The following is a 24,372-nucleotide window of genomic DNA, read 5'->3' as shown; positions in this document are numbered from 1 at the left end:
CGCCTTAGCCAGGCATGCAACTGAAGTCTTCGGTCTGCGCCAATTCCTTGCCGTGGCTATCCTTCAACTCGGCACGCACCGACGTACCCAGGCTGGATTCCACCAGGGTGTAATGCTCGCCGGCCTTGAAGTTGCCGTAGGTCACATGCCCGCGACAATCCTGCTGGTTATCATCCCCCGCCTCTTCTTCAAACAAGGTGACGTCCAGGCGATGCGCGCCGGGTTTCACTTCGAAGTAGCGGCCATCATTAATGTTTTTACCGTCTACCCGCTCGGCCATCAGGTCGTTGGGTGCCTCCTCTTGCAAGCCGATCCAGGCTTCGCTCGGGTCCGCCTTCGGCATCGGGCCGGCACACGCCGACAACAACAGGACCGCACTCAAGGCCGGGATCAACAACAAGGGTTTAAGAGACATGGCAGAACTCCAAATGGATAAAGAGTGAACAGGCGAAACAGCTCCCGTTCGATCGGTATCCAGCTTGTTACTGTCACCATTGTTGAACAAATGAATACATATGAAAGGATCTTCAGCCGTTAACTAAATCTTCCTTCACCTGGCTGAAAGGTGCGTGTTAGGTGGGTCCGTCAAGACTGCGAGCGTTTGCAATCCAACTCCTTTGGAGGTTACGGCATGCTCGGGCTGGTAAAGACCGCACTGCTCAAGCCCTACACGTTTATCGTGCTGGCAATTTTCATCTGCATCATCGGGCCCATGGCGGCCTTGCGTACCCCCACTGACGTATTTCCCGATATTGGCATCCCCGTCGTTGCGGTGGTTTGGCAGTACAACGGCCTGTCTCCGGACGCCATGGCCGGTCGCGTGATCTACACCTACGAACGCTCCCTGAGTACCACCGTCAACGACATCGAGCACATTGAATCGCAGTCGTTACCCGGCATGGGCATCGTGAAGATTTTCTTCCAGCCCGGCGTGGATATCCGCACCGCCAACGCCCAGGTAACAGCGGTGTCACAAACCGTGCTCAAGCAGATGCCACCGGGCATTACGCCGCCGCTGATCCTCAACTACAGCGCCTCTACGGTGCCGATTCTGCAGATGGCGTTCTCCAGCCCCAGCTTGTCGGAAGCGAAGATCCGCGACCTGGTGCAGAACAACATCCGCTTGCCCCTGAGCGCCCTGCCCGGCCTGGCCATGCCCACGCCAATGGGCGGCAAGCAACGCCAGATCACCCTCGACCTCGACCCACAGGCGCTGGCCGCCAAAGGCCTCTCGGCGCAGGACGTAGGCAACGCCCTGGCCCTGCAGAACCAGATTATCCCGGTGGGTACCGCCAAACTCGGCCCCAACGAATACACGATTTTGCTCAACAACAGCCCGAAGGCGATTGATGAGCTCAACGACTTGCCGATCAAGACAGTCGACGGTGCGATCATCACCATCGGCCAGGTGGCCCACGTGCGTGACGGCTCGCCGCCGCAGACCAACATCGTGCGCGTCGACGGCCACCGTGCGGTGCTGATGCCGGCCCTGAAAAACGGCAGCATCTCCACCCTGTCGATCATCGACGGCATCCGCCAGATGCTGCCGCGCATCAATGAAACCCTGCCGCCGTCGCTGAAGACCTCGCTGCTCGGCGACGCCTCGGTGTTCGTCAAACAGTCGGTGGGCAGCGTGGCCCAGGAAGGCATCATCGCCGCCTTGCTGACCAGTGCGATGATCCTGCTGTTCCTCGGCAGCTGGCGCTCGACCATCATCATCGCCGCGTCGATTCCCCTCGCGGTACTGTCGGCCATCGCCCTGCTGGCGGCCACCGGGCAAACCCTCAACGTCATGACCCTCGGCGGGCTGGCGTTGGCGGTGGGGATCCTGGTGGACGACGCCACAGTGACCATCGAGAACATCAACTGGCACCTGGAACAAGGCAAGGCGGTGAAGGACGCGATCCTCGACGGCGCCAAGCAAATCGTCGGCCCGGCGTTCGTGTCCCTGCTGTGTATCTGCATCGTGTTTGTGCCGATGTTCATGCTGCAAGGCATCGCCGGCTACCTGTTCCGCCCGATGGCATTGGCGGTGATTTTCGCCATGGCCAGCTCGTTCATTCTGTCGCGAACCCTGGTGCCGACCCTGGCGATGTTCCTGCTCAAGCCGCACGTGCCGGAGCAAGGTGAAGGTCATCACCCGGAAGATGAATTCATCAACCATCACGAGGGCGACCAGCACAAACCGCAGCGCAACGCGGTGCTGCAATCGGTGCTGAATTTCCAGCAGGGTTTTGAGCGTCACTTCTCCAACGTGCGGGACGTTTACCACGGCCTGCTGACCCTGGCCCTCGGCGCCCGCAAGCGCTTCATCATCGGCTTCCTGGCGTGCATCCTCGCCTCGTTCCTGCTGCTGCCAAGCCTGGGCCAGGACTTCTTCCCGGCCACCGACGCCGGTGCCATGGCCCTGCACGTGCGCTTGCCGCTGGGCACACGCATCGAAGAAAGCGCGGCGGCCTTTGACCGGATCGAAGCGCGGATTCGCGAGATCGTTCCGGCCGACGAACTGGACACCATCGTCGACAACATCGGCATCCCGCTGAGCGGCATCGACATGGCCTACAGCAGCAGTGGCACCATCGGCCCACAGGACGGCGATATCCAGGTCACCCTGAAAAAGGACCATGCGCCCACCGCCGACTACGTGAAAAAACTGCGTGAAGCGTTGCCCGAAAGCTTCCCCGGCAGCCAGTTCGCATTCCTCCCGGCAGACATCAGCAGCCAGATCCTCAACTTCGGTTCGCCGGCCCCGCTGGACGTGAAAATCTCCGGGCGCAGCGATGAAGAAAACCGCGCCTACGCCATCGAACTGGAACGTCGCCTGAAACACATACCGGGCATTGCCGACCTGCGCATCCAGCAGTCCACCGGCTACCCGTCACTGCAAGTCAACGTGGACCGCATGCGTGCCAACGGCCTGGGCATCACCGAGCGTGACGTAACCAACAGCATGGTTGCGTCCCTGGCCGGCAGCTCGCAAACCGCACCAACGTTCTGGCTCAACCCGGCCAACGGCGTGTCGTATTCGATCGTGGCCGCAACCCCGCAGTACCGCCTCGACAGCTTGCCTTCCCTGGAAGCATTGCCGGTGACCGGTGCCGATGGGCAGTCGCAGATCCTCGGCGGCGTAGCGACCATTTCGCGGGTACAAAGCCCGGCGGTGGTGACCCACTACAACATCGAACCGACCCTGGACCTGTACGCCAACGTGCAAGGCCGCGACCTCGGCGGCGTCGCCAGCGATGTGCAAAAGGTGCTGAACGACATGGCCCCGATGCGCCCCAAAGGCGCGACCATCAGCCTGCACGGGCAGATCGATGCGCTGCATGAAGCGTTCAACGGCTTGAGCTTCGGCCTGCTCGGTGCGGTGGTGCTGATCTACCTGCTGATCGTGGTCAACTTCCAGTCCTGGACTGACCCGTTCGTGATCATCACCGCACTGCCGGCAGCGCTGGCGGGGATCGTGTGGATGCTGTTCCTCAGCGGCACGTCATTGTCGGTGCCCGCACTCACGGGGGCCATCCTCTGTATGGGCGTGGCCACCGCCAACTCGATCCTGGTGGTGAGCTTCTGCCGAGAGCGCCTGGCCGAACATGGCGATGCACTCAAGGCCGCACTGGAAGCCGGCTACACCCGTTTCCGCCCAGTCTGCATGACCGCCCTGGCGATGATCATCGGCATGTTGCCGCTGGCCTTGTCCGAAGAACAAAACGCGCCGCTGGGACGTGCCGTGATCGGCGGCCTGATCCTCGCCACCACTGCCACTTTGCTGTTTGTACCCGTGGTCTTCAGCCTGGTCCACGGTCGTCACCCTACTCGCGCTGCTGCTGGAGAAACTTCACATGTCGTCTGATCACAAACCCTCGCGCAAGCGTCTGATGCTCATGGGTGTCGGCGGCCTGACACTGGCCGCCCTGTTGGTCGCCAACGGCCTGCACGCCCGTACGATGCATGAAAAATCCGTCACCGCCTGGACCGAAACCGCCGCCGTGCCGCAGGTGCTGGTGTTCCAGCCCAAACAGAACGCGGCCGGCGACACCCTGCGCCTGCCCGCGCATCTGGAAGCCTGGAGCAAGGCACCGATTCATGCACGGGTCAGCGGTTACCTGAAAGACTGGAAAGTCGACATCGGCAGCCAGGTCAAGGCCGGGCAGATTCTCGCCGAGATCGACAGCCCCGACCTCGACCAGCAAGTGGCGCAAACCCACGCGCGCATGGTGCAGGAACAGGCCAACGCACGACTGGCAGAAACCACTGCCACCCGTTGGAAAAACCTGCTGGACAGCCATTCGGTATCGCGCCAGGAGGCCGATGAAAAAACCTCCAACGCGCTGGCGGCCAAGGCCAACGCCCAGGCCGCCGAGGCTGACTATGCGCGGCTCTCGGCGCTGGAAGACTACAAGACCATTCGCGCGCCATTCGCCGGTGTGATCACCGCGCGCAACACCGACATCGGCCAGTTGATCAAGGCTGACAGCGACAGCGATCCGGAACTGTTCGACATCGCCGACACCCACCAACTGCGCCTCTACGTGCCGGTGCCGCAGAACTACGCCGCGGTGATTCATCCCGGGCTGGCCGCCCAACTGACGGTACCCGAGCACCCCGGCGAACACTTCAGCGCGAAGCTGATGGGCGACTCCACCGCCATCGACCGCCGCTCCGGCACCCTGCTCGCACAGTTCGTGGCCGACAACCCGGACGGCAAGTTGCTGCCCGGCGACTACGCCGAAGCCACCCTGGCGATTCCGGCGGATACCCATGGCGTGAGCATCCCGGCCAGCGCCCTGATCTTCCGCGCCGAAGGTACCCAGGTCGCGGTACTGGACGCCAAGAACCACGTGCACCTGCAAGACATCCACATCGGCCTCGACCTCGGCGAGCGCCTGGTGATTGACCAGGGCCTGAAACCCACTGACCGCGTAGTCGACAACCCACCCGACGCACTGCGCGAAGGCGACGCCGTGCAAATGGCCGATGCCGGAGGTGCCCATGCGCCCAAGGCTTAAACCCCTCGCGGCCCTGGTATTGGTGGCACTGCACGGTTGCTCGCTGGCGCCCACCTACAAGGCGCCGACCATCGACCTGCCGGCCAACTACCGCGAACAGACCAGCGACGGTCCGTGGCACAGCGCGCAACCGTCCGACCAACTGGCGCCGAAGTGGTGGCAGCTTTACCAGGACCCGCGCCTGAACGACCTGCAGGAACAACTGCTCAAGGCCAACCCGGACCTGGCCGCAGCGTTGGCGCATTTCGATGCGTCACAAGCGTATGCCAGCCAACTGCATGCCGGGCTGTTCCCGCAAATAACCGCCAGCGCGCAACCGTTGCGCCAGCGGCAATCGGACAATCGGCCACTGCGGGGTGATACCCAGCCTTCGGTGTACAACAGCAACACGGCGGGGTTTGCGCTGAGCTTCGATCTGGATCTGTGGGGCAAAATCCGCAACCAGGTGGCGGCTGGCGATGCACAGGCCCAAGCCTCCGGGGATGATTTGGCGGTGGCACGCCTGAGCCTGCAGCATCAGTTGGCAACGCTGTACGTGCAGCTCAACGGGCTGGATGCCCAGAGCCGGATTCTCAGCAGTTCGCTGGATGATTTTGGCCAGGCGCTGAAACTGACCCGCAGCCGGTACGAGGGGCAGATCGCCTCGGAGCTCGACCTGACCCGGGCGCAGAATCAGCTGGCTGAAGCACAGGCGCAGCTTGACGATGTGCGCGGTCAACGCAATCTCACCGAGCATGCGATTGGTGAATTGGTGGGCGTATCCGCCAGTGAATTCCAGCTGCCGCCGAGCAAGCAATTGATCGCGCTGCCGGGGATTCCGCAACAACTGCCGAGCCACCTGCTGCAACGCCGGCCGGATATCGCGGCAGCCGAGCGACGGGTGTTTGCGGCCAACGCGAATATCGGCGTGGCCAAGGCGGCGTGGTACCCGGATTTCAGTTTGACCGGCTTGATTGGCGGGCAGACCCAAGGTGTGGGCAACTTGTTCTCCGCCGCCAATCGGTATTGGGCGCTGGGGCCGCTGGTGAATCTGCCGATCTTTGATGGCGGCCGGTTAAGCGCCAATGAGCGCCAGGCCAAGGCGGAGTTTGAAGAGGCTTCGGCGCACTATCGCAGCCAGGTGTTAAGAGCCGTGCGTGAGGTGGAAGACAACCTTGGGCAACTGCGCGACTTGCAGCAGGAGGCGATGGACGAACAAGCCGCCGCGAATGCCGCCGAGCACACACAGGCACTGGCGATGAACAGTTACCAGGCGGGGGCTGTGAGTTACCTGGATGTGGTGACGGCGCAGACGGCGGCGTTGCAGGCGCAGCGCACGTTGCAGGCGGTGCAGACGCGGCAGTTGCAGGCGAGTGTGGGTTTGGTGACGGCGCTGGGCGGCGGCTGGTTGCCCGACGCCTGATACCTGTCTCAAGAACGACAGTGATCAACTGTGGGAGCGGGCTTGCTCGCGAAGGCGGTGGGTCAGCACCGGATATGCTGGCTGACACACCGCCTTCGCGAGCAAGCCCGCTCCCACATTTTATCGCAGTGACTGGACGTACTCAGGCAGCCAACTTACCGCTGGCGATTGCCACCGAAGCTGCCACCATCGCCCTCAGCAACACCGCACACCCCGCCGCCAAATCATCCGGCGCCGCGTTCTCGATTTCGTTATGGCTGATGCCACCTTCACACGGCACAAAGATCATCCCCGCGGGCCCCAGTTCCGCGACGAAAATCGCGTCATGCCCTGCCCCGCTCACGATATCCATGTTGGACAACCCCAACCCATTGGCCGCATCACGCACGGCATCCACGCAGCCTTTGTCGAAGTACAGCGGCGGGAAGTCAGCGGTGGGTGTCATCTCGAACGTGAGGCCGTGCTTGGCGCAGGTTTCGTCAATCACCTTGCGCACCTGGGCAATCATCGAATCCAGCCGCGCCGGTTCCAGATGGCGGAAGTCCAGGGTCATGCGCACTTCGCCAGGAATGACGTTGCGTGAGCCCGGATACGCTTGCAGGCAACCGACGGTGCCGCAGGCGTGAGGCTGATGACCCAACGCCGCCGCGTTTACTGCAGCCACCACGGCCGCGGCACCGACCAGGGCATCCTTGCGCAGGTGCATCGGGGTCGGCCCCGCATGCGCCTCGACACCCCGCAGTTTCAGGTCGAACCATTTCTGGCCAAGGGCGCCCAGCACCACACCGATGGTTTTCTTTTCATCCTCAAGAATCGGACCTTGCTCGATATGTGCTTCGAAATATGCGCCCACCTTGTGCCCGCTCACCGGGCGTGATCCGGCATACCCAATGGCATTCAGCGCATCGCCCACGGTCACGCCGTCGGCATCCGTCTTGGCCAGCGTGTCGGCCAGGGTGAATTTCTCGGCAAACACCCCGGAGCCCATCATGCAGGGAGGAAAGCGCGAGCCTTCTTCGTTGGTCCACACCACCACTTCCAGCGGCGCTTCGGTTTCCACCTTCAGGTCATTGAGGGTGCGCAATACCTCAACGCCCGCCAGCACGCCAAAACAGCCATCAAACTTGCCGCCGGTGGGCTGGGTGTCGATATGGCTGCCGGTCATCACCGGCGGCAACTGGGGATTGCGCCCCGGCCGGCGGGCAAAGATATTGCCGACGCCATCGATGGTCACGGTACAGCCCGCTTCTTCGCACCACTTCACAAACAGGTCGCGGGCCTGGCGATCGAGGTCGGTCAGGGCCAGGCGGCACACACCGCCCTTGGGGGTGGCGCCGAGCTTGGCGAGTTCCATCAGGGACAGCCACAGACGATCGCGGTTGATGTGCTGATGGGTGGATTGCAGAACGTCTATGGCAGCGTTCATGGGGATCTCCTCAGGCAGTAGTTCTTATAAATTTGACCAGACTCTCACTGGAGGACTGCGATCAAAAATGTGGGAGCGGGCTTGCTCGCGAAGGCGGTGATTCAGCTAACACATCTGGCGACTGGCACACCGTATTCGCGAGCAAGCCCGCTCCCACATTTGATTGCATTCCACATCGATTAAAGCGGTGTTTTCACGGCGACCACACGAGCCCCGCGTTTCATGCAGAGGGCGTAATACAACAGGCCACCGAGCGCCGAGCCGGTGAACCAGCCATAGCTGTAGAACCAGCTGAACGCATCGCTGCCCAGGGACAGCAACGTCAACACCACCGGCACGCCAAACGCCAGGAAGCCATGCCAGTTCCACGCCGGGTACACGTCATCGCGATACAAACCGGCGAGGTCCAGTTGCTGTTTCTTGATGATGAAATAGTCCACCACCATGATCCCGGCGATCGGCCCCAAGAGGCTTGAGTAACCCAGCAACCAGTTGGAATAGACGGTTTCCAGGCTCACGTCGGAGATGATCAGCCCGAGCTTTTTCAGCAGCTCATGGGCCATCAACGCCAGGCCCACCAGGCCGGTGAGCACCACCGCCGTGGTGCGGTTGATCAGCTTGGGGGCGATGTTCTGGAAGTCGTTGGTGGGCGAGACGATGTTCGCCGCGGTGTTGGTGGACAAGGTGGCGATGATGATCAGCGCCATCGCCACGGCCACCCACACCGGGCTCTGGATATGGCCGATCAGGGTGACCGGGTCGGAGACGCTGACGCCCACCAGTTTCACCGAGGCGGCGGTCATGATTACGCCGAGGGCGGCGAACAGGAACATGGTCAGCGGCAGGCCGAAAATCTGCCCGAGGATCTGGTCTTTCTGGCTTTTGGCGTAGCGGCTGAAGTCGGGAATGTTCAACGACAAGGTGGCCCAGAAACCCACCATCGCCGTCAGGCCCGCCATGAAGTAGCCGGTGAGGCTGGCGCCTTCGGGACGTTTGGGCGGGATCGCCATCAGCTCGGTCAGCGACACATTCGGCAGCGCCCACACCAGCAGCCCGATACCCACCGCCACCAGCAGCGGTGCCGACAGGGTTTCCAGCCATTTGATCGACTCGGCGCCACGCAATACCACCCACAGGTTCAGGGTCCAGAAGATCATGAAGCCGATCACTTCACCGGTGCCGCCAAGGGATTTCCAACCCTCGAAAATCGACCCCAGGAACAGGTGGATCGCCAGGCCGCCAAACATCGTCTGGATACCGAACCAGCCACACGCCACCAACGCGCGGATCAGGCACGGCACGTTGGAGCCGAGCACGCCGAAGGACGAGCGCAGCAACACCGGAAACGGGATGCCGTACTTGGTACCGGGGAAGGCGTTGAGGGTCAGCGGGATCAGCACCACGATATTGGCCAGCAGGATCGCCATCAGCGCCTCGCCCACCGACAACCCGAAGTACGCGGTGAGCACGCCGCCCAGGGTGTAGGTCGGCACACACACCGACATGCCGATCCACAGCGCGGTGATATGCCACTTGTTCCAGGTGCGTTCGCGCACCTTGGTCGGTGCCATGTCGTGGTTGTAGCGGGGGCTGTCGAGGACGTCGGGGCCGGCGTCGAGTTCGTACAGGCCGTTGCGCTCAATGACTTGCGATCTGTTCTGTTGCATGGCCGCTCCACGGTTTTTTCGAATTATTTTTGCTCATCCCGTGACGTGCACGGGATGGCCGGAGTACCTCGTTGACAACATGACATCCGGGACCCGGCCAACCGCCACCGCACTCAATAACCGTGCCGTAAACCGTCAACCTGCCCGCACCGCTTGTATAACTTGCTGATGTTTATCAGCTTTATTGTCTCGACCGAAGAGCCCCTCGTTACTTTCAGCGTTACTCAGGCCAAATAACGCAGAAGTTGTCCGAACCATCAGGACTCAATCTGGTGCAACACAATTATTTTTATTTACCGGCCCCGTCAAGAGGCATGTCTCAAGCGTCTGATTTGCAATAGGAAATGTTGCTCATATTGGGAACCTGTCAAGTGCGTCAAAATGGTGAGAGGCCGCTACATTTTGGTGATTTTGATTTTTTATCGTTAAAATTCAATTACTTAATAAAGATATAAGCTTATAAAAAATATTCTTGCTCATTCGAAAAACTCGGGCTAGTTTCTATTCCTGTCACCGCTGACAGGAATTAATTTTCCAGCGGCGCGATGCATGACAACACTTAGAACTGGCACAAGCCGGTCAAGCCTGTGAGGAACTCGACATGTCGCTGTTGATCCGTGGCGCTACCGTTATTACCCATGATGAAAGTTACCGAGCCGATGTTTTATGCGCAGACGGTCTAATCCGCGCCATTGGCACTGATCTGGATATTCCCGCCGGCACCGAGATACTCGACGGCAGCGGTCAATACCTGATGCCCGGCGGCATCGACCCCCACACCCATATGCAGTTGCCCTTCATGGGCACCGTGGCCAGTGAAGATTTTTTCAGTGGCACGGCCGCCGGGTTGGCGGGCGGTACCACGTCGATCATCGACTTCGTGATTCCCAACCCGCAGCAATCCCTGTTGGAAGCCTTCCATCAGTGGCGCGGCTGGGCCGAGAAGTCGGCGTCCGACTACGGCTTTCACGTCGCCATTACCTGGTGGAGCGAGCAGGTCCGCGAGGAAATGGCCGAGCTGGTGAGCCAACACGGCATCAACAGCTTCAAGCATTTCATGGCGTACAAGAACGCGATCATGGCCGCCGACGACACCTTGGTGGCGAGCTTCGAACGCTGCCTGGAACTGGGTGCGGTACCGACGGCGCATGCCGAAAACGGCGAGCTGGTGTATCACCTGCAACGCAAGCTGATGGCCCAGGGCATTACCGGGCCTGAAGCGCATCCGTTGTCGCGGCCTTCGCAGGTGGAAGGTGAAGCCGCCAGCCGGGCGATCAGGATTGCCGAAACCATCGGCACGCCGCTGTACCTGGTGCACGTGTCCACCAAGGAAGCGCTGGATGAAATCACCTACGCCCGCAGCAAGGGCCAGCCGGTGTACGGCGAAGTATTGGCCGGGCATCTGCTGCTGGACGACAGCGTGTATCAACACCCCGACTGGCAGACCGCCGCCGGCTATGTGATGAGCCCGCCCTTCCGCCCGCGCGGGCATCAGGAGGCACTGTGGCATGGCCTGCAATCGGGCAACCTGCACACCACCGCCACCGACCATTGCTGCTTCTGCGCCGAGCAAAAAGCCGCCGGGCGGGATGACTTCAGCAAGATTCCCAATGGCACTGCCGGTATCGAAGACCGCATGGCGGTGTTGTGGGATGAGGGCGTGAACACTGGGCGCTTGTCGATGCAGGAATTCGTCGCGCTGACGTCTACCAACACGGCGAAGATCTTCAACCTGTACCCGCGTAAAGGTGCGATCCGCGTGGGGGCCGATGCTGACCTGGTGCTGTGGGACCCGCAAGGCACACGGACCATTTCCGCGAAGACTCACCACCAGAAAGTCGACTTCAACATCTTCGAAGGCAAGACCGTGCGCGGCGTGCCGAGCCATACCATCAGCCAGGGCAAGCTGGTCTGGGCGGATGGGGATTTGCGCGCCGAACGGGGTGCGGGTCGGTATATCGAACGGCCGACGTATCCGCCGGTGTTTGAGCAGTTGGGCAAGCGGGCGGAGCGTTCCAGGCCGGTTGCTGTGAAACGCTGAGGCCGCCATTCGCGAGCAAGCCCGCTCCCACATTCGCCCCCATTCCAACAGGATAAATGCAGTCGAATGTGGGAGCGGGCTTGCTCGCGAAGAGGCCGGTACCGGCAACAAAAAAACCACTGCCCACCAGAGGCAGCACCTCAAAAACCGTGAGGCCAATACCGTGATCCAGACCCTGAACCATCTTCCCCACCCCCATGAAGATGCGGCGACCCTCGCCGCGCATTTCACCGACCTGGCGCCGCCGCTCAATGCCCGGCAAGCCCAACTGGAAGCCTCGCGCTGCCTCTACTGCTACGACGCACCGTGCGTCAACGCGTGCCCCAGCGAGATCGATATCCCGTCGTTCATCCGCAATATCCACACGGAGAACGTCCAGGGCGCCGCGCAGAAGATTCTCTCGGCGAATATCCTCGGCGGCAGTTGCGCCCGGGTCTGCCCGACGGAAATCCTCTGCCAGCAAGCCTGCGTGCGCAACAATGCCGAGGAATGCGCCCCGGTGCTGATCGGCCTGTTGCAGCGTTACGCGGTGGACAACGCGCACTTCAGCGAACACCCGTTCCAGCGCGCCGCGCCCACCGGCAAGCGCATCGCGGTGGTCGGCGCCGGGCCTGCGGGTTTGTCCTGCGCCCATCGCAGCGCCCTGCACGGCCATGACGTGGTGATTTTCGAAGCCCGGGAAAAAGCCGGCGGCCTGAATGAATACGGGATCGCCAAGTACAAGCTGGTGGATGACTTCGCGCAAAAGGAACTGGATTTCCTCCTGCAAATTGGCGGCATCGAGATCCGTCACGGCCAGCGTCTGGGCGACAACCTGACCTTGAGCGAACTGCACCAGCAGTTCGATGCAGTGTTCCTCGGCCTTGGCCTGGCTGCCAGCAAACAGCTCGGCCTGCCACACGAAGACGCCCCCGGCCTGCTCGCCGCCACCGACTACATCCGTGAACTGCGCCAGGCCGACGACCTCAGTCAACTGCCCCTGGCCGACCGTTGTATCGTGCTCGGCGCCGGCAACACGGCCATCGACATGGCGGTGCAAATGGCCCGCCTCGGTGCCCGTGACGTCAACCTGGTGTATCGCCGTGGCCTGGCTGAAATGGGCGCCACCGGCCATGAGCAGGACATCGCCAAGGCCAACCAGGTACGCCTGCTGACCTGGGCCCAGCCCGAAGAAGTGTTGCTCGACGACCAGGGCCATGTGCGCGGCATGCGTTTCGCCCGCACCCGCATGGTCGATGGCCGCCTGCAAGCCACCGGCGAGACCTTCGAACTGGCCGCCGACGCGATCTTCAAGGCCATCGGCCAAGGCTTCGACGACGAGGCGCTGCACGACCCGCTGGCCCACCAACTGCAACGCCAGGGCGATCGGATCTTCGTCAACGAACAGCTGCGCACCAGCATCCCCGGTGTGTACGCCGGCGGCGATTGCGTCAGCCTCGGCCAGGACCTCACCGTCCAGGCCGTGCAACACGGCAAGCTGGCCGCGCAAGCCATGCACGCTCAACTCATGCTGAATGTGGAGGCTGCGTAATGGCCGATCTCTCGATTGTATTCGCCGGCATCAAAGCCCCCAATCCGTTCTGGCTGGCCTCCGCGCCGCCTACCGACAAGGCCTACAACGTGGTCCGCGCCTTTGAAGCAGGCTGGGGCGGCGTGGTCTGGAAAACCCTCGGCGAAGACCCGGCCGCGGTCAACGTCTCATCGCGCTACTCGGCGCACTTTGGCGCCAACCGTGAAGTGCTCGGCATCAACAATATCGAGCTGATTACCGATAGGTCCCTGGAGATCAACCTGCGGGAAATCACCCAGGTGAAAAAAGACTGGCCCGACCGCGCACTGATCGTGTCGCTGATGGTGCCGTGTGTTGAAGAATCCTGGAAACACATCCTGCCGCTGGTGGAAGCCACAGGCTGCGACGGCATCGAGCTGAACTTCGGCTGCCCCCACGGCATGCCGGAACGCGGCATGGGCGCGGCGGTGGGCCAGGTGCCGGAGTATGTGGAACAGGTGACGCGCTGGTGCAAGACCTATTGCTCGCTGCCGGTGATCGTCAAGCTCACGCCGAACATCACCGACATACGCGTGGCGGCGCGGGCAGCGTATCGCGGGGGCGCGGATGCGGTGTCGCTGATCAACACCATCAACTCCATCACCAGTGTCGACCTGGAGCGCATGGTCGCCCTGCCGATGGTCGGCACCCAAAGCACCCACGGGGGTTACTGCGGCTCGGCGGTGAAACCCATCGCGCTGAACATGGTGGCGGAGATTGCCCGGGACCCACAGACACAAGGCTTGCCGATCTGCGGGATTGGCGGGATTGGCAACTGGCGCGATGCAGCGGAATTCGTCGCGCTGGGCTGCGGCGCGGTGCAGGTGTGCACGGCGGCGATGCTGCATGGGTTTCGGATTGTCGAAGAAATGAAGGACGGGCTGTCGCGGTGGATGGACAGCCAGGGTTACAGCAGCCTGCAGGAATTTTCCGGGCGGGCGGTGGGCAATACGACGGATTGGAAGTACCTGGATATCAATTACCAGGTGATCGCCAAGATTGACCAGGCGGCATGTATTGGCTGTGGGCGTTGCCATATTGCCTGTGAAGACACGTCGCACCAGGCGATTGCCAGCTTGAAGCAGGCGGATGGGACACATAAATACGAGGTGATCGATGATGAGTGCGTGGGGTGCAACCTGTGCCAGATCACCTGCCCGGTGGCGGACTGTATCGAGATGGTGCCGGTGGATACCGGGAAGCCGTTTTTGAACTGGACGCAGGATCCGAGGAACCCCTACCGCGAGGCGGTGTAGCCTGAATGATCGTTCCCACGCTCCGCGTGGGAATGCATCCGTTGACGCTCCGCGTCACGACCTTAAGAGCGGACGCAGAGCGTCCAGGGCGGCACTCCCACGCGGAGCGTGGGAACGATCTAGGGCTCCAACCCGATCCCCCGCAGGATCACACTCGTCACCGTCTGCACCGCCCGCTCAAACTGCATGTCCGACAACGGCTGATGGTCATTCAGGATCTTCACCTGATGATCAAAGTCGGCATAGTGCTGGGTCGACGCCCAGATCATATACAGCAGGCTCGACGGCTCCACCGGCAAAATCCGCTTGTCCTCCACCCACTGGCGAATCTTCGCTTCCTTCATCTTGGCCCAGTCATACAGGCTCACATCCAGCGCCTCCCCCAGGGTTGGCGCGCCGTGGATGATTTCATTCGCCCAGACTTTCGAACCATAAGGCCGGCTGCGGGAATGTTGCATCTTGGCGCGGATGTAGCTACTGAGCACCACCCGCGGGTCGTCGAACATCTCGAAGCACAAGGCGTCCTGCTTCCACACCTCGAGCAGGTCGAACAACACCGCGCTGTACAGCTCGCTCTTGGTACTGAAGTAGTAATGCAGGTTGGAGCGCGGCAGTTGCACTTCTTCAGCGATGTCGGCCATGGCGGTGCTGCCATAGCCCTTCTCGGCGAAGACCTTTTCAGCCGCCAGCAGAATCTTTTCGACGTTGACCCGACGAATACCGATCTTGTGATTGCCCATAAGGGCTCCCTGACAACAACATGGCTTCAAGACTACCATCCGCTCTAGATCGCGGCGACACGCCACTGTGAAACTTCGTACAAGAACCTTCCCCGTCGATAGCGGATTGGTTAGCATCGCCATCCCCTCGAAGGATCATCCCCCATGACTATTCGACAGCGAAGCGCGTGTGACGACCCGGTGCTGGGTGCACTGTGGGAACGCTCGGTGCGCGCCACCCATGACTTTCTCAGCGAAGACGACATCCAGCGCCTGCTGCCCCTGGTACGCGACTGCTACCTGCCGATGCCCGCACTTGAAGTGTGGGTGTACGAAGATGCCCAAGGCATTGGCGGCTTCGTCGGCACCGGCGGCAATAATGTCGAGATGCTGTTTATCGACCCGAACCGACGCGGCCAGGGCATCGGTCGCCAGTTGCTGGACTTCGTCCGCGCCCGCCACGACACCCTGCGGGTCGACGTGAACGAGCAGAATCCACAGGCCGTGGGTTTCTACCTGCACTATGGTTTTATCCAGACCGGCCGCTCGCCCGTCGATGGCGAAGGCAAGCCCTTCCCCTTGTTGCACATGGCACTACCGAACGACTGACTCTCACCTGAAGGTATTGAACAATGTTGATCAAGAAGACCCTCACCACCGTCGCCCTGCTCGCTTCCCTGCTGGGCGCCTCGGCCGCGTTTGCCCACGCCCACCTGAAAAGCTCGGAGCCTGCCGCCGACAGCAGCGTCTCCGCGCCCAAGGACCTGCGCCTGACGTTCAGCGAAGGCGTTGAAGCGACCTTCACCAAGGTATCCCTGAGCAAGGACGGCACCGAAGTCGCGATCAAGGGCCTGGAAACCCCGGACGCCGACAAGAAAGTATTGGTGGTGACACCGGCCGCACCCTTGGCCGCCGGCACCTACAAAGTGGTGTGGAACGCGGTCTCGGTGGATACCCACAAGAGCAACGGTGAATACAGCTTCAAGGTCGGCCAATAATTCATGGCCTCCCTGCTGGTGCTGTGCCGCTTCCTGCATTTCATCGTGGTGTTGTTGATGTTCGGGGCCTGTGTATTCAGGCCCTGGCTGCTGGGCGCGGGACCGCAACCGGTGCTGGACCGCCAACTGTCGCGCATCACCCAAGGGTTGGCGTGGCTGGCATTGGTGTCGGGGGTGGCGTGGCTGCTGTTGATCAGCGCGAGCATGGCCGGTGTCGGGCTGGGCGCGCTGGAATGGTCGACCGTGCAGTTGGTGCTGGGCAAAACCTTTTTCGGCCAGGTCTGGACCTGGCACTTGCTACTGAACGTGCTGCTGGTGCTGGGCCTGATGACGCCGTGGAAGGCGTTGCGCCTGCCGCTCTGTGCATTGCTGCTGGCGACACTGGCACCGGTGGGCCATGGCGCCATGCTCAATGGCATGGCCGGACAGCTGCTGATCCTCAATCAGGTGGTGCACCTGGTGTGTGTCGGTGCCTGGCTGGGCGGCCTGCTCCTGCTGGTGTTGATCCTCAGGCAGTCGCCCCGCTATCCGTTGGAACCGATCCTCAAGCGCTTCAGTGGCATCGGTTATGGCCTGGTGACAGGGCTGCTGGTGACCGGATTGATCAACGTGCGGGTGCTCACCGGGCAGTTCTGGCCGACGCCCTTGTTCACAGGGTTCGCCCTGATCCTGTTGATCAAGGTGCTGCTGGTGTTCGGCATGCTCGCCCTGGCGCTGCTGAACCGCCTGCGGATTCACAACTGTGAGCAGCGGCTGCCTGCCTTGAAGGCCAGCGTGATGATTGAATGGTTACTAGGTGTTTCAGCGGTAGCCGCCGTTTCGCTGCTTGGCACCTTGCCACCCATGGTTGCAGCGGGATAACTCCTTCCCCACTGACTCCCTTCACGCAGGGAGTCATCGTATAACTTTCGATTGACAACCCCCTGAAACCTCGCAAATATCGCCCTCAATGTTGTACGACAACGTATAACAAAAAATAAAAACAACAAAAAGACAAGGGAGCGTCACTGTGAGCCAACACGTCCGCCAGTTCTCCGGCACCACCCGTTTTGCCGCCATCGGTTTGAGCAGCCTGGCCTTTACCCTCCCCGCCACCGCCTCGGCAGAAGGCTTCATCGATGACGCCACCGCCACGCTCAACCTGCGCAACGCCTACTTCAACCGCAACTTCACCAACCCCGCCTACCCCCAGGGCAAGGCCGAGGAGTGGACGCAAAACTTCATTCTCGATGCCAGGTCCGGCTTCACCCAAGGCACCGTCGGTTTCGGCCTCGACGTGCTGGGCCTGTACTCGCAGAAACTCGACGGCGGCAAAGGTACCGCCGGCACCCAACTGCTGCCGACCCGCAGCGATGGCCGCCCTGCCGATAACTTCGGGCGCCTGGGCGTGGCGCTGAAAACCAAGCTGTCGAACACCGAATTGAAAGTCGGCGAATGGATGCCGGTACTGCCGATCCTGCGCTCGGATGACGGCCGCTCACTGCCGCAAACGTTCCGCGGCGGCCAGGTAACGTCCAGGGAAATCGCCGGCCTGACCTTGTATGGCGGCCAGTTCCGCGGCAACAGCCCGCGCAACGACGCGAGCATGGATGACATGTTTCTCAACGGCAAAGCCGCATTCACCTCGGACCGCTTCAACTTCGGCGGCGGCGAATACACCTTCAACGACAAGCGCACCCAGGTTGGCGTGTGGTACGCCGAACTCAGTGACATCTACCAGCAACAGTATTTCAACCTGACCCACAGCCAGCCCGTGGGTGACTGGACCCTGGGCGCCAACCTCGGGTTCTTCACCGGCAAGGAAGACGGCAAGGCCCTGGCCGGCGACCTCGACAACAAAACCGCGTTCGCCCTGCTCTCGGCCAAATACAAAGGCAACAGCTTCTATATCGGCCTGCAGAAACTCAGCGGCGACAGCGCCTGGATGCGGGTCAACGGCACCAGCGGCGGCACCCTGGCCAACGACAGCTACAACGCCAGCTACGACAACGCCAAGGAAAAGTCCTGGCAGGTGCGGCACGACTTCAACTTCGTGGTACTGGGCATTCCCGGGTTGGCCATGATGAACCGCTACATCAGTGGCGATAACGTGCACACCGGGGCGATCACCAATGGCAAGGAGTGGGGCCGTGAGTCGGAGCTGGCCTACACGGTACAAAGCGGTCCACTGCGGGACCTGAATGTGCGCTGGCGCAACGCAACGATGCGCCGGGATTTCAGTACCAACGAGTTTGATGAGAACCGGATATTCATCAGTTACCCGCTGTCGTTGTTATAGCGGTTTACAAACAACCGGAAAGGCTTTTGTGGCGGGGGAGATTGCTGTGGGGAGAGATTGCTGTGGGGAGGTAGATTGCTGTGGCGAGGGAGCTTGCTCCCGCTGGGCTGCGCAGCGGCCCCAAAATCTTGGGAGCGCTTCGCACTCCAGCGGGAGCAAGCTCCCTCGCCACAGCAAGCTCCCTCGCCACAGCAAGCCCTCTTGCCACAGCAAGCTCCCTCGCCACAGGACAGCGATGAGCCTCTATCAACTTCGACCAATAGTGCGTTGACAAGTGTAGGAAACCCTAAGGATACTTCGGATCAGTCATACGACAACCTACAACAATAACGGGATCACCATGACCACCACAACCGCCCCTACCCCGTTCAACCGCTTGCTGCTCACCGGTGCCGCCGGTGGCCTGGGCAAAGTCTTGCGCGAACGCCTGCGTCCTTACGCCAAGGTACTGCGCCTGTCGGATATCGCCGACATGGCCCCAGCCGCTGACGACAGCGAAGAAGTATTGCCTTGCGATCTTTCCGACAAACAAGCCGTGCACCAACTGGTGGAAAGCGTCGATGCGATCCTGCATTTCGGCGGCGTATCGGTGGAACGCTCGTTCGAGGAAGTGCTGGGCGCGAACATCTGCGGGATCTTCCACATCTATGAAGCGGCGCGCCGCCATGGGGTCAAGCGCGTCATCTTCGCCAGCTCCAACCACGTGATCGGCTTCTACAAGCAGGACGAAGCCCTCGACGCCCACTCCCCGCGCCGCCCCGACAGTTACTACGGGCTGTCCAAATCCTACGGCGAGGACATGGCCAGTTTCTACTTCGATCGCTATGGCATCGAGACCGTCAGCATCCGCATCGGCTCTTCGTTCCCGGAACCCCAGAACCGCCGGATGATGCACACCTGGCTGAGCTTCGACGACCTCACCCAACTGCTCGAACGCTCGCTGTACACACCGAATGTCGGGCATACCGTGGTCTACGGCATGTCGGATAACCTCGATGTGTGGTGGGACAACCGCTTCGCCGCGCACCTGGGCTTCACCCCGCGGGACTCTTCCGAAGTATTCCGCAAACAGGTGGAAGCCCAGCCGATGCCCGCTGCCGACGACCCGGCGCGGGTGTACCAGGGGGGCGCGTTTTGCGCCGCCGGCCCGTTCGGTGACTGACCACAGACCAACCCAAGGGAATGAGTGGCCATGCAAGCAGAACTGATTGTCGACGCCCGCAACGCCGTGGGTGAATGCCCGGTGTGGGTACCCGGGGAAAACGCCCTGTACTGGGTGGATATTCCCACAGGCGAACTGCAACGCTGGAACGCCACCAGCGGCCAGGCGCAGGCCTGGAAAGCTCCGCAGATGCTCGCCTGCATCGCCCGCACCTCGGCGGGCGATTGGGTTGCGGGCATGCAAACCGGGTTTTTCCGGCTGACGCCCCACAACGATGGCAGGCTCGACACTGCGCCCCTGGCCAGCGTCGAGCACGCCCGCCCGGACATGCGCCTGAACGATGGCCGCTGTGATCGCCAGGGCCGGTTCTGGGCCGGCAGCATGGTGCTGAACATGGCCGAGAATGCGGCCGACGGTGCACTGTACCGCTACGAAACAGGCCGGGCGGTTCACACCGCACTCAACGGTTTCATCACCCCCAACGGCCTGGCCTTCAGCCCGGACGGGCGCACGATGTACCTCTCGGATTCGCACCCGTTGGTCCAGCAGGTCTGGGCCTTCGACTACGACATCGACAGCGGCACGCCGTCCAATCGGCGGCTGTTTGTGGATATGCACCAGTTCCTCGGCCGCCCCGACGGAGCCGCCGTGGATGCCGAAGGTTGCTACTGGATCTGCGCCAACGATGCCGGGCTGGTCCACCGCTTTACCCCCGACGGCCGTCTCGACCGCTCACTGGCCGTGCCGGTGAAAAAACCCACCATGTGCGCCTTCGGTGGCAGCCGCCTGGACACCCTGTTCGTCACCTCGATCCGCGACGACCACAGTGCCCAGTCGCTGGCCGGCGGCGTGTTTGCCCTCAACCCCGGGGTCACCGGATTGCCGGAGCCCACCTTCATCCTCTAGCTGCATCGCTGTGCCTTGAATAAAACAATAACAAGACTGGAGAGACACCCCATGGACTTCAAACGCACTTTGCTCCTCGCCGCACTCCCCTTCACCTTCGTCTTCGCCGGTGCCGCCCACGCGCTGGAAATCAAATTCGCCGACATCCACCCCGCCGGCTACCCCACCGTCGTCGCCGAAGAACAGCTGGGTAAAACCCTGGTGGCCGAAAGCAACGGCGGCCTGACCTTCAAGATGTTCCCCGGCGGCGTGCTGGGCTCGGAAAAGGAAGTGGTGGAACAGGCCCAGGTCGGCGCGATCCAGATGGCCCGGGTCAGCCTCGGCATCGTCGGCCCGGTAGTGCCGGACGTGAACGTGTTCAACATGCCGTTCGTGTTCCGCGACCAGGTGCATATGCGCAAGGTCATCGACGGCGAGATCGGCGATGAAATCCTCGCCAAGATCACCGACTCCGAATTCAACCTGGTGGCGCTGGCCTGGATGGACGGCGGCACGCGCAACCTCTACACCAAGAAACCGGTGCGCAAGATCGAAGACCTCAAGGGCATGAAGATCCGCGTGCAGGGCAACCCGATCTTCATCGAAACCATCAACGCCATGGGCGGCAACGGCATTGCCATGGACACCGGCGAGATCTTCAGCGCCCTGCAGACCGGCGTGATTGACGGCGCGGAAAACAACCCGCCCACCCTGCTGGAACACAACCACTACCAGAACGCCAAGTTCTACAGCCTGACCGGCCACCTGATTCTGCCCGAGCCCATCGTGATGTCGAAAATCACCTGGAACAAGCTCACCCCCGAGCAACAGGTGCTGGTGAAGAACACCGCCAAGGCCGCGCAGATCCAGGAGCGCGAGCTGTGGGACGCCAAGTCTGCCAGCAGTGAAGCCAAGCTCAAGGCCGCCGGTGTGGAGTTCATCGACATCGACAAAAAACCGTTCTATGAGGCCACCGCTTCGATCCGCGACAAGTACGGCGCGCCCTACGCCGACCTGATCAAGCGCATCGAAGCCGTCGAGTAACCCTTTTTCCTCTCATAGACAAGGCCCGGCGCGGTCGGTACCGACGCGCCCGGTTACGGTGAACGCCATGAAGAATTTACTGCTGCGCATCAACGACCGCATTTACATGAGCTGCATCTGGATCGCCGGCCTCGCCGTTCTCGGCGTCGCGCTGATCATTCCCTGGGGCATCTTCGCCCGCTACGTACTCGGCACCGGCTCCAGTTGGCCGGAACCCACCGCCATCCTGCTGATGCTGGTGTTCACCTTTGTCGGCGCCGCCGCCAGTTACCGCGCCGGGGCGCACATGTCGGTGGCCATGGTCACCGACCGCCTGCCGCCCGGCCAACGCCGAATCGTCGGCATCGTCTCGCAATTGCTGATGGCAACCATCTGCCTGTTCATGACGATCTGGGGCAGCAAATTGTGCCTGTCGACCTGGAACCAGTTCATGAGCGCCATGCCGACCTTGCGGGTGGGCATCACCTATATGCCGATCCCGATCGGTGGCTTGCTGACCCTGGTTTTTGTGCTGGAAAAACTCCTGCTGGGTGACCAGAGCAACCGCCGGGTCGTGCGCTTCGACCTGGTTGAAGAAAGTGAAGGGGCTGCCTGAATGGACGCATTGATTCTGTTGGGCAGCTTTATCGCCCTGATCCTGATTGGCATGCCGGTGGCCTACGCCCTGGGGCTTTCTGCGCTGATCGGCGCGTGGTGGATCGACATTCCGTTCCAGGCCCTGATGATTCAGGTGGCCGGCGGGGTGAACAAGTTTTCGCTGATGGCGATTCCGTTCTTCGTGCTGGCCGGGGCGATCATGGCCGAGGGCGGCATGTCGCGCCGGCTGGTGGCGTTTGCCGGGGTGTTGGTGGGCTTTGTGCGCGGCGGCCTGTCCCTGGTGAACATCATGGCCTCGACGTTTTTTGGCGCGATCTCCGGCTCGTCGGTGGCCGATACGGCGTCTGTCGGTTCGGTGCTGATTCCGGAAATGGAACGCCAGGGCTATCCCCGTGAATTCGCCACCGCCGTCACCGTGAGCGGCTCGGTACAAGCCTTGCTGACGCCTCCCAGCCACAACTCGGTGCTCTACTCCCTGGCGGCGGGCGGCACCGTGTCCATCGCCTCGCTGTTCATGGCCGGCGTGGTCCCGGGCCTGCTGATGAGCGCCTGCCTGATGGTGCTGTGCCTGATCTTCGCGAAAAAGCGCAACTACCCCAAAGGCGAAGTGATCCCCCTGAAACAGGCACTGAAAATCTGCGCCGATGCACTGTGGGGCCTGATGGCCATGGTGATCATTCTTGGCGGGATTCTGTCGGGCATCTTCACCGCCACCGAGTCGGCGGCGATTGCGGTGTTGTGGGCGTTCTTCGTGACCATGTTCATCTACCGCGACTACAAATGGAGCGAGCTGCCCAAGCTGATGCACCGCACGGTGCGCACGATCTCCATCGTGATGATCCTGATCGCGTTCGCCGCCAGCTTCGGCTACATCATGACCCTGATGCAGATCCCGGCGAAGATCACCACGATGTTCCTGACCCTGTCGGACAACCGCTACGTGATCCTGATGTGCATCAACGCCATGCTGCTGTTGCTGGGCACGGTGATGGACATGGCGCCGCTGATTTTGATCCTCACGCCGATTTTGCTGCCGGTGATCCTGGGGATTGGCGTCGACCCGGTGCACTTCGGCATGATCATGCTGGTGAACCTGGGGATCGGCCTGATCACCCCGCCGGTGGGTGCGGTGTTGTTTGTGGGGGCGGCGGTGGGCAAAGTCAGCATCGAGAAGACCGTGAAGGCGTTGCTGCCGTTTTATGGCGTGCTGTTTTTGGTGCTGATGGCCGTGACCTACATTCCGGCGTTGTCGTTGTGGTTGCCCGGGCTGGTGTTATAAGCCCCACACTGCGTGTAGCGAGGGAGCTATTGTGGAGAGGGAGCTGCTGTGGCAAGGGAGCTTTCTGTGGCGAGGGAGCTTGCTCCCGCTGGAGTGCGAAGCGCTCCCGCTTTTTTTGGGGCCGCTCCGCAGCCCATCGGGAGCAAGCTCCCTCGCCACACAAGCATTCATCATTCAATAGGTCTGCTGACACTCATGATGCTTGAACTCGAAGACAACCTGACCCACCTGACGCTGGCGCCAGCGTTGGGCGGGAGTATCGTCAACTGGACAGTACGCAGCAGCGGCCAGCCGTTGCTACGCCACACCGATCAACAGTCGCTGGCCAGCGGCCTGCCGGGGAAGCTTGCGTGCTTCCCGCTGGCGCCCTGGTCGAACCGGGTTGCCGAAGGTGGCTTTGATAACCCATCAGGGTGGTTGGGACTTGAGCCCAACAGCCCGCTGGACCCGCTGCCAATTCATGGCAGTGCCTGGCAACAGGTGTGGCAGGTGGTCAGCCAGACGTCAGACGAAGTGGTGTTGCAACTGGACAGCAGCACACCCTTTGCGTATCGCGCCGAGCAGCGGGTTCAGTTGAAGGGCGGCAAGTTGAGCATCACCTTGCGCGTCACGCACCTGGCGGAAACGGCGACGTGGCACGGGCTGGGATTGCATCCGTATCTGCCCCGCAGGCCGGGCACGCAATTGCAGGCAAAGGCTTCGCAGGTATGGATGAGTGATGCGGCGAAATTGCCGACAGGGCTGGCTGCCGTACCCGCCGAGTGGGATTTTCAACACCCAGAATCGTTGCCCGAGACACTGGTGGACAACGGTTTTTGCCAGTGGGACGGGCGCTGCGTCATCCAGCAGCCAGACCTGGGTTACACCCTGGAATGCCAGGCCACCGGCAGCGACTATTACCTGCTGTATTGCCCGCCGGGGCTGGATTTTTTCTGCTTCGAGCCGGTGAGTCATCCGGTGAATGCCCATCACCTGCCGGGTAGGCCGGGATTGAAGCTGTTGGAACAAGGCCAGTCGGCAGAACTCAGTTTCAGCCTGCAATACAAAACCCTCTAACAAC

At 61.6% G+C, this 24,372-nt stretch carries 20 protein-coding genes; 16 read left to right on the top strand and 4 right to left on the bottom strand.

The features are described 5' to 3' along the window. Nucleotides 1-4: 4 nt before the first annotated feature. Nucleotides 5-415: a hypothetical protein gene (locus HX814_RS23355; protein WP_102369542.1), complete on the bottom strand. Its 411-nt coding sequence runs from the start codon at nucleotides 413-415 to the stop codon at nucleotides 5-7. A 216-nt stretch (nucleotides 416-631) separates the two neighbouring features. Between HX814_RS23355 and HX814_RS23350 the strand changes: the two genes are divergently transcribed. Genes HX814_RS23350 through HX814_RS23340 form a run of 3 tightly spaced genes read left to right on the top strand, consistent with a single transcriptional unit; the run spans nucleotide 632 to nucleotide 6,411 of the window. After that, complete coding sequence (locus tag HX814_RS23350) at nucleotides 632-3,853, top strand: efflux RND transporter permease subunit (RefSeq protein ID WP_087693205.1); 3,222 nt, start codon at nucleotides 632-634, stop codon at nucleotides 3,851-3,853. Beyond that, the gene (locus HX814_RS23345) at nucleotides 3,843-5,009 is read left to right on the top strand and encodes an efflux RND transporter periplasmic adaptor subunit (RefSeq protein ID WP_003207841.1); all 1,167 of its coding nucleotides are present in this window, start codon (nucleotides 3,843-3,845) and stop codon (nucleotides 5,007-5,009) included. The genes HX814_RS23350 and HX814_RS23345 overlap by 11 nt, the downstream gene beginning before the upstream one ends. Then, entirely contained in the window at nucleotides 4,993-6,411 is a 1,419-nt protein-coding gene (locus tag HX814_RS23340) for an efflux transporter outer membrane subunit (RefSeq protein ID WP_177009556.1), read from the top strand. The genes HX814_RS23345 and HX814_RS23340 overlap by 17 nt, the downstream gene beginning before the upstream one ends. 142 nt (nucleotides 6,412-6,553) lie before the next feature. On the opposite strand, the gene HX814_RS23335 is transcribed toward HX814_RS23340, so the two are convergent. Both HX814_RS23335 and HX814_RS23330 read right to left on the bottom strand, forming a co-directional pair. Next, nucleotides 6,554-7,837 (bottom strand): Zn-dependent hydrolase, encoded by a 1,284-nt coding sequence (locus HX814_RS23335; RefSeq protein WP_087693198.1) that lies wholly within the window; start codon nucleotides 7,835-7,837, stop codon nucleotides 6,554-6,556. Between the two features lie 179 nt (nucleotides 7,838-8,016). Next, the gene (locus tag HX814_RS23330; protein WP_003207834.1) at nucleotides 8,017-9,504 is read right to left on the bottom strand and encodes an NCS1 family nucleobase:cation symporter-1; all 1,488 of its coding nucleotides are present in this window, start codon (nucleotides 9,502-9,504) and stop codon (nucleotides 8,017-8,019) included. Nucleotides 9,505-10,105: 601 nt separating this feature from the next. On the opposite strand from HX814_RS23330, the gene hydA reads away from it, so the two are divergent. The 3 genes from hydA (at nucleotide 10,106) to preA (ending at nucleotide 14,350) form a co-directional block, all read left to right on the top strand. Continuing rightward, a complete protein-coding gene (gene hydA / locus HX814_RS23325) occupies nucleotides 10,106-11,545 on the top strand; it encodes a dihydropyrimidinase (protein ID WP_177009557.1) in 1,440 nt (479 codons plus the stop codon). 163 nt (nucleotides 11,546-11,708) lie between these two features. Beyond that, nucleotides 11,709-13,076: an NAD(P)-dependent oxidoreductase gene (locus HX814_RS23320; protein ID WP_177009558.1), complete on the top strand. Its 1,368-nt coding sequence runs from the start codon at nucleotides 11,709-11,711 to the stop codon at nucleotides 13,074-13,076. Beyond that, on the top strand, nucleotides 13,076-14,350 hold the full coding sequence (gene preA / locus HX814_RS23315; RefSeq protein WP_003207829.1) for an NAD-dependent dihydropyrimidine dehydrogenase subunit PreA: 1,275 nt from the start codon (nucleotides 13,076-13,078) through the stop codon (nucleotides 14,348-14,350). Before HX814_RS23320 ends, preA begins: the two co-directional genes overlap by 1 nt. Before the next feature lie 119 nt (nucleotides 14,351-14,469). On the opposite strand, the gene HX814_RS23310 is transcribed toward preA, so the two are convergent. Beyond that, nucleotides 14,470-15,090 (bottom strand): TetR/AcrR family transcriptional regulator, encoded by a 621-nt coding sequence (locus tag HX814_RS23310; RefSeq protein WP_003207828.1) that lies wholly within the window; start codon nucleotides 15,088-15,090, stop codon nucleotides 14,470-14,472. Between the two features lie 144 nt (nucleotides 15,091-15,234). Here HX814_RS23310 and HX814_RS23305 point away from each other — a divergent pair, with 144 nt between their 5' ends. From HX814_RS23305 to HX814_RS23260, 10 genes are all read left to right on the top strand, one after another. After that, the gene (locus tag HX814_RS23305; RefSeq protein ID WP_087694483.1) at nucleotides 15,235-15,678 is read left to right on the top strand and encodes a GNAT family N-acetyltransferase; all 444 of its coding nucleotides are present in this window, start codon (nucleotides 15,235-15,237) and stop codon (nucleotides 15,676-15,678) included. A gap of 23 nt (nucleotides 15,679-15,701) precedes the next feature. Then, nucleotides 15,702-16,067: a copper homeostasis periplasmic binding protein CopC gene (gene copC / locus HX814_RS23300; RefSeq protein ID WP_177009559.1), complete on the top strand. Its 366-nt coding sequence runs from the start codon at nucleotides 15,702-15,704 to the stop codon at nucleotides 16,065-16,067. A 3-nt stretch (nucleotides 16,068-16,070) separates the two neighbouring features. Beyond that, nucleotides 16,071-16,928: a copper homeostasis membrane protein CopD gene (gene copD / locus HX814_RS23295; RefSeq protein WP_177009560.1), complete on the top strand. Its 858-nt coding sequence runs from the start codon at nucleotides 16,071-16,073 to the stop codon at nucleotides 16,926-16,928. Between the two features lie 148 nt (nucleotides 16,929-17,076). Beyond that, complete coding sequence (locus tag HX814_RS23290; RefSeq protein ID WP_177009561.1) at nucleotides 17,077-18,345, top strand: OprD family porin; 1,269 nt, start codon at nucleotides 17,077-17,079, stop codon at nucleotides 18,343-18,345. Between the two features lie 340 nt (nucleotides 18,346-18,685). Continuing rightward, on the top strand, nucleotides 18,686-19,507 hold the full coding sequence (locus HX814_RS23285) for an NAD(P)-dependent oxidoreductase (protein WP_177009562.1): 822 nt from the start codon (nucleotides 18,686-18,688) through the stop codon (nucleotides 19,505-19,507). A 30-nt stretch (nucleotides 19,508-19,537) separates the two neighbouring features. Next, nucleotides 19,538-20,413 (top strand): SMP-30/gluconolactonase/LRE family protein, encoded by an 876-nt coding sequence (locus HX814_RS23280; protein ID WP_003207816.1) that lies wholly within the window; start codon nucleotides 19,538-19,540, stop codon nucleotides 20,411-20,413. Between the two features lie 51 nt (nucleotides 20,414-20,464). Continuing rightward, nucleotides 20,465-21,436, top strand: a complete 972-nt coding sequence (locus HX814_RS23275) for a TRAP transporter substrate-binding protein (protein WP_003207815.1) — start codon at nucleotides 20,465-20,467, stop codon at nucleotides 21,434-21,436. A 67-nt stretch (nucleotides 21,437-21,503) separates the two neighbouring features. Then, complete coding sequence (locus HX814_RS23270; RefSeq protein ID WP_003207813.1) at nucleotides 21,504-22,031, top strand: TRAP transporter small permease; 528 nt, start codon at nucleotides 21,504-21,506, stop codon at nucleotides 22,029-22,031. Further along, nucleotides 22,032-23,312, top strand: a complete 1,281-nt coding sequence (locus HX814_RS23265) for a TRAP transporter large permease (protein ID WP_003207810.1) — start codon at nucleotides 22,032-22,034, stop codon at nucleotides 23,310-23,312. A 195-nt stretch (nucleotides 23,313-23,507) separates the two neighbouring features. Next, entirely contained in the window at nucleotides 23,508-24,368 is an 861-nt protein-coding gene (locus tag HX814_RS23260) for an aldose 1-epimerase (RefSeq protein ID WP_134327686.1), read from the top strand. The last annotated feature ends 4 nt before the right edge of the window (nucleotides 24,369-24,372 follow it).

Source organism: Pseudomonas sp. C8002 (assembly GCF_013385765.1).
Classification (GTDB): domain Bacteria; phylum Pseudomonadota; class Gammaproteobacteria; order Pseudomonadales; family Pseudomonadaceae; genus Aquipseudomonas.
The sequence above is the reverse complement of the archived record's forward strand: the minus strand, read 5'-3'. Positions and strand labels throughout refer to the sequence as shown.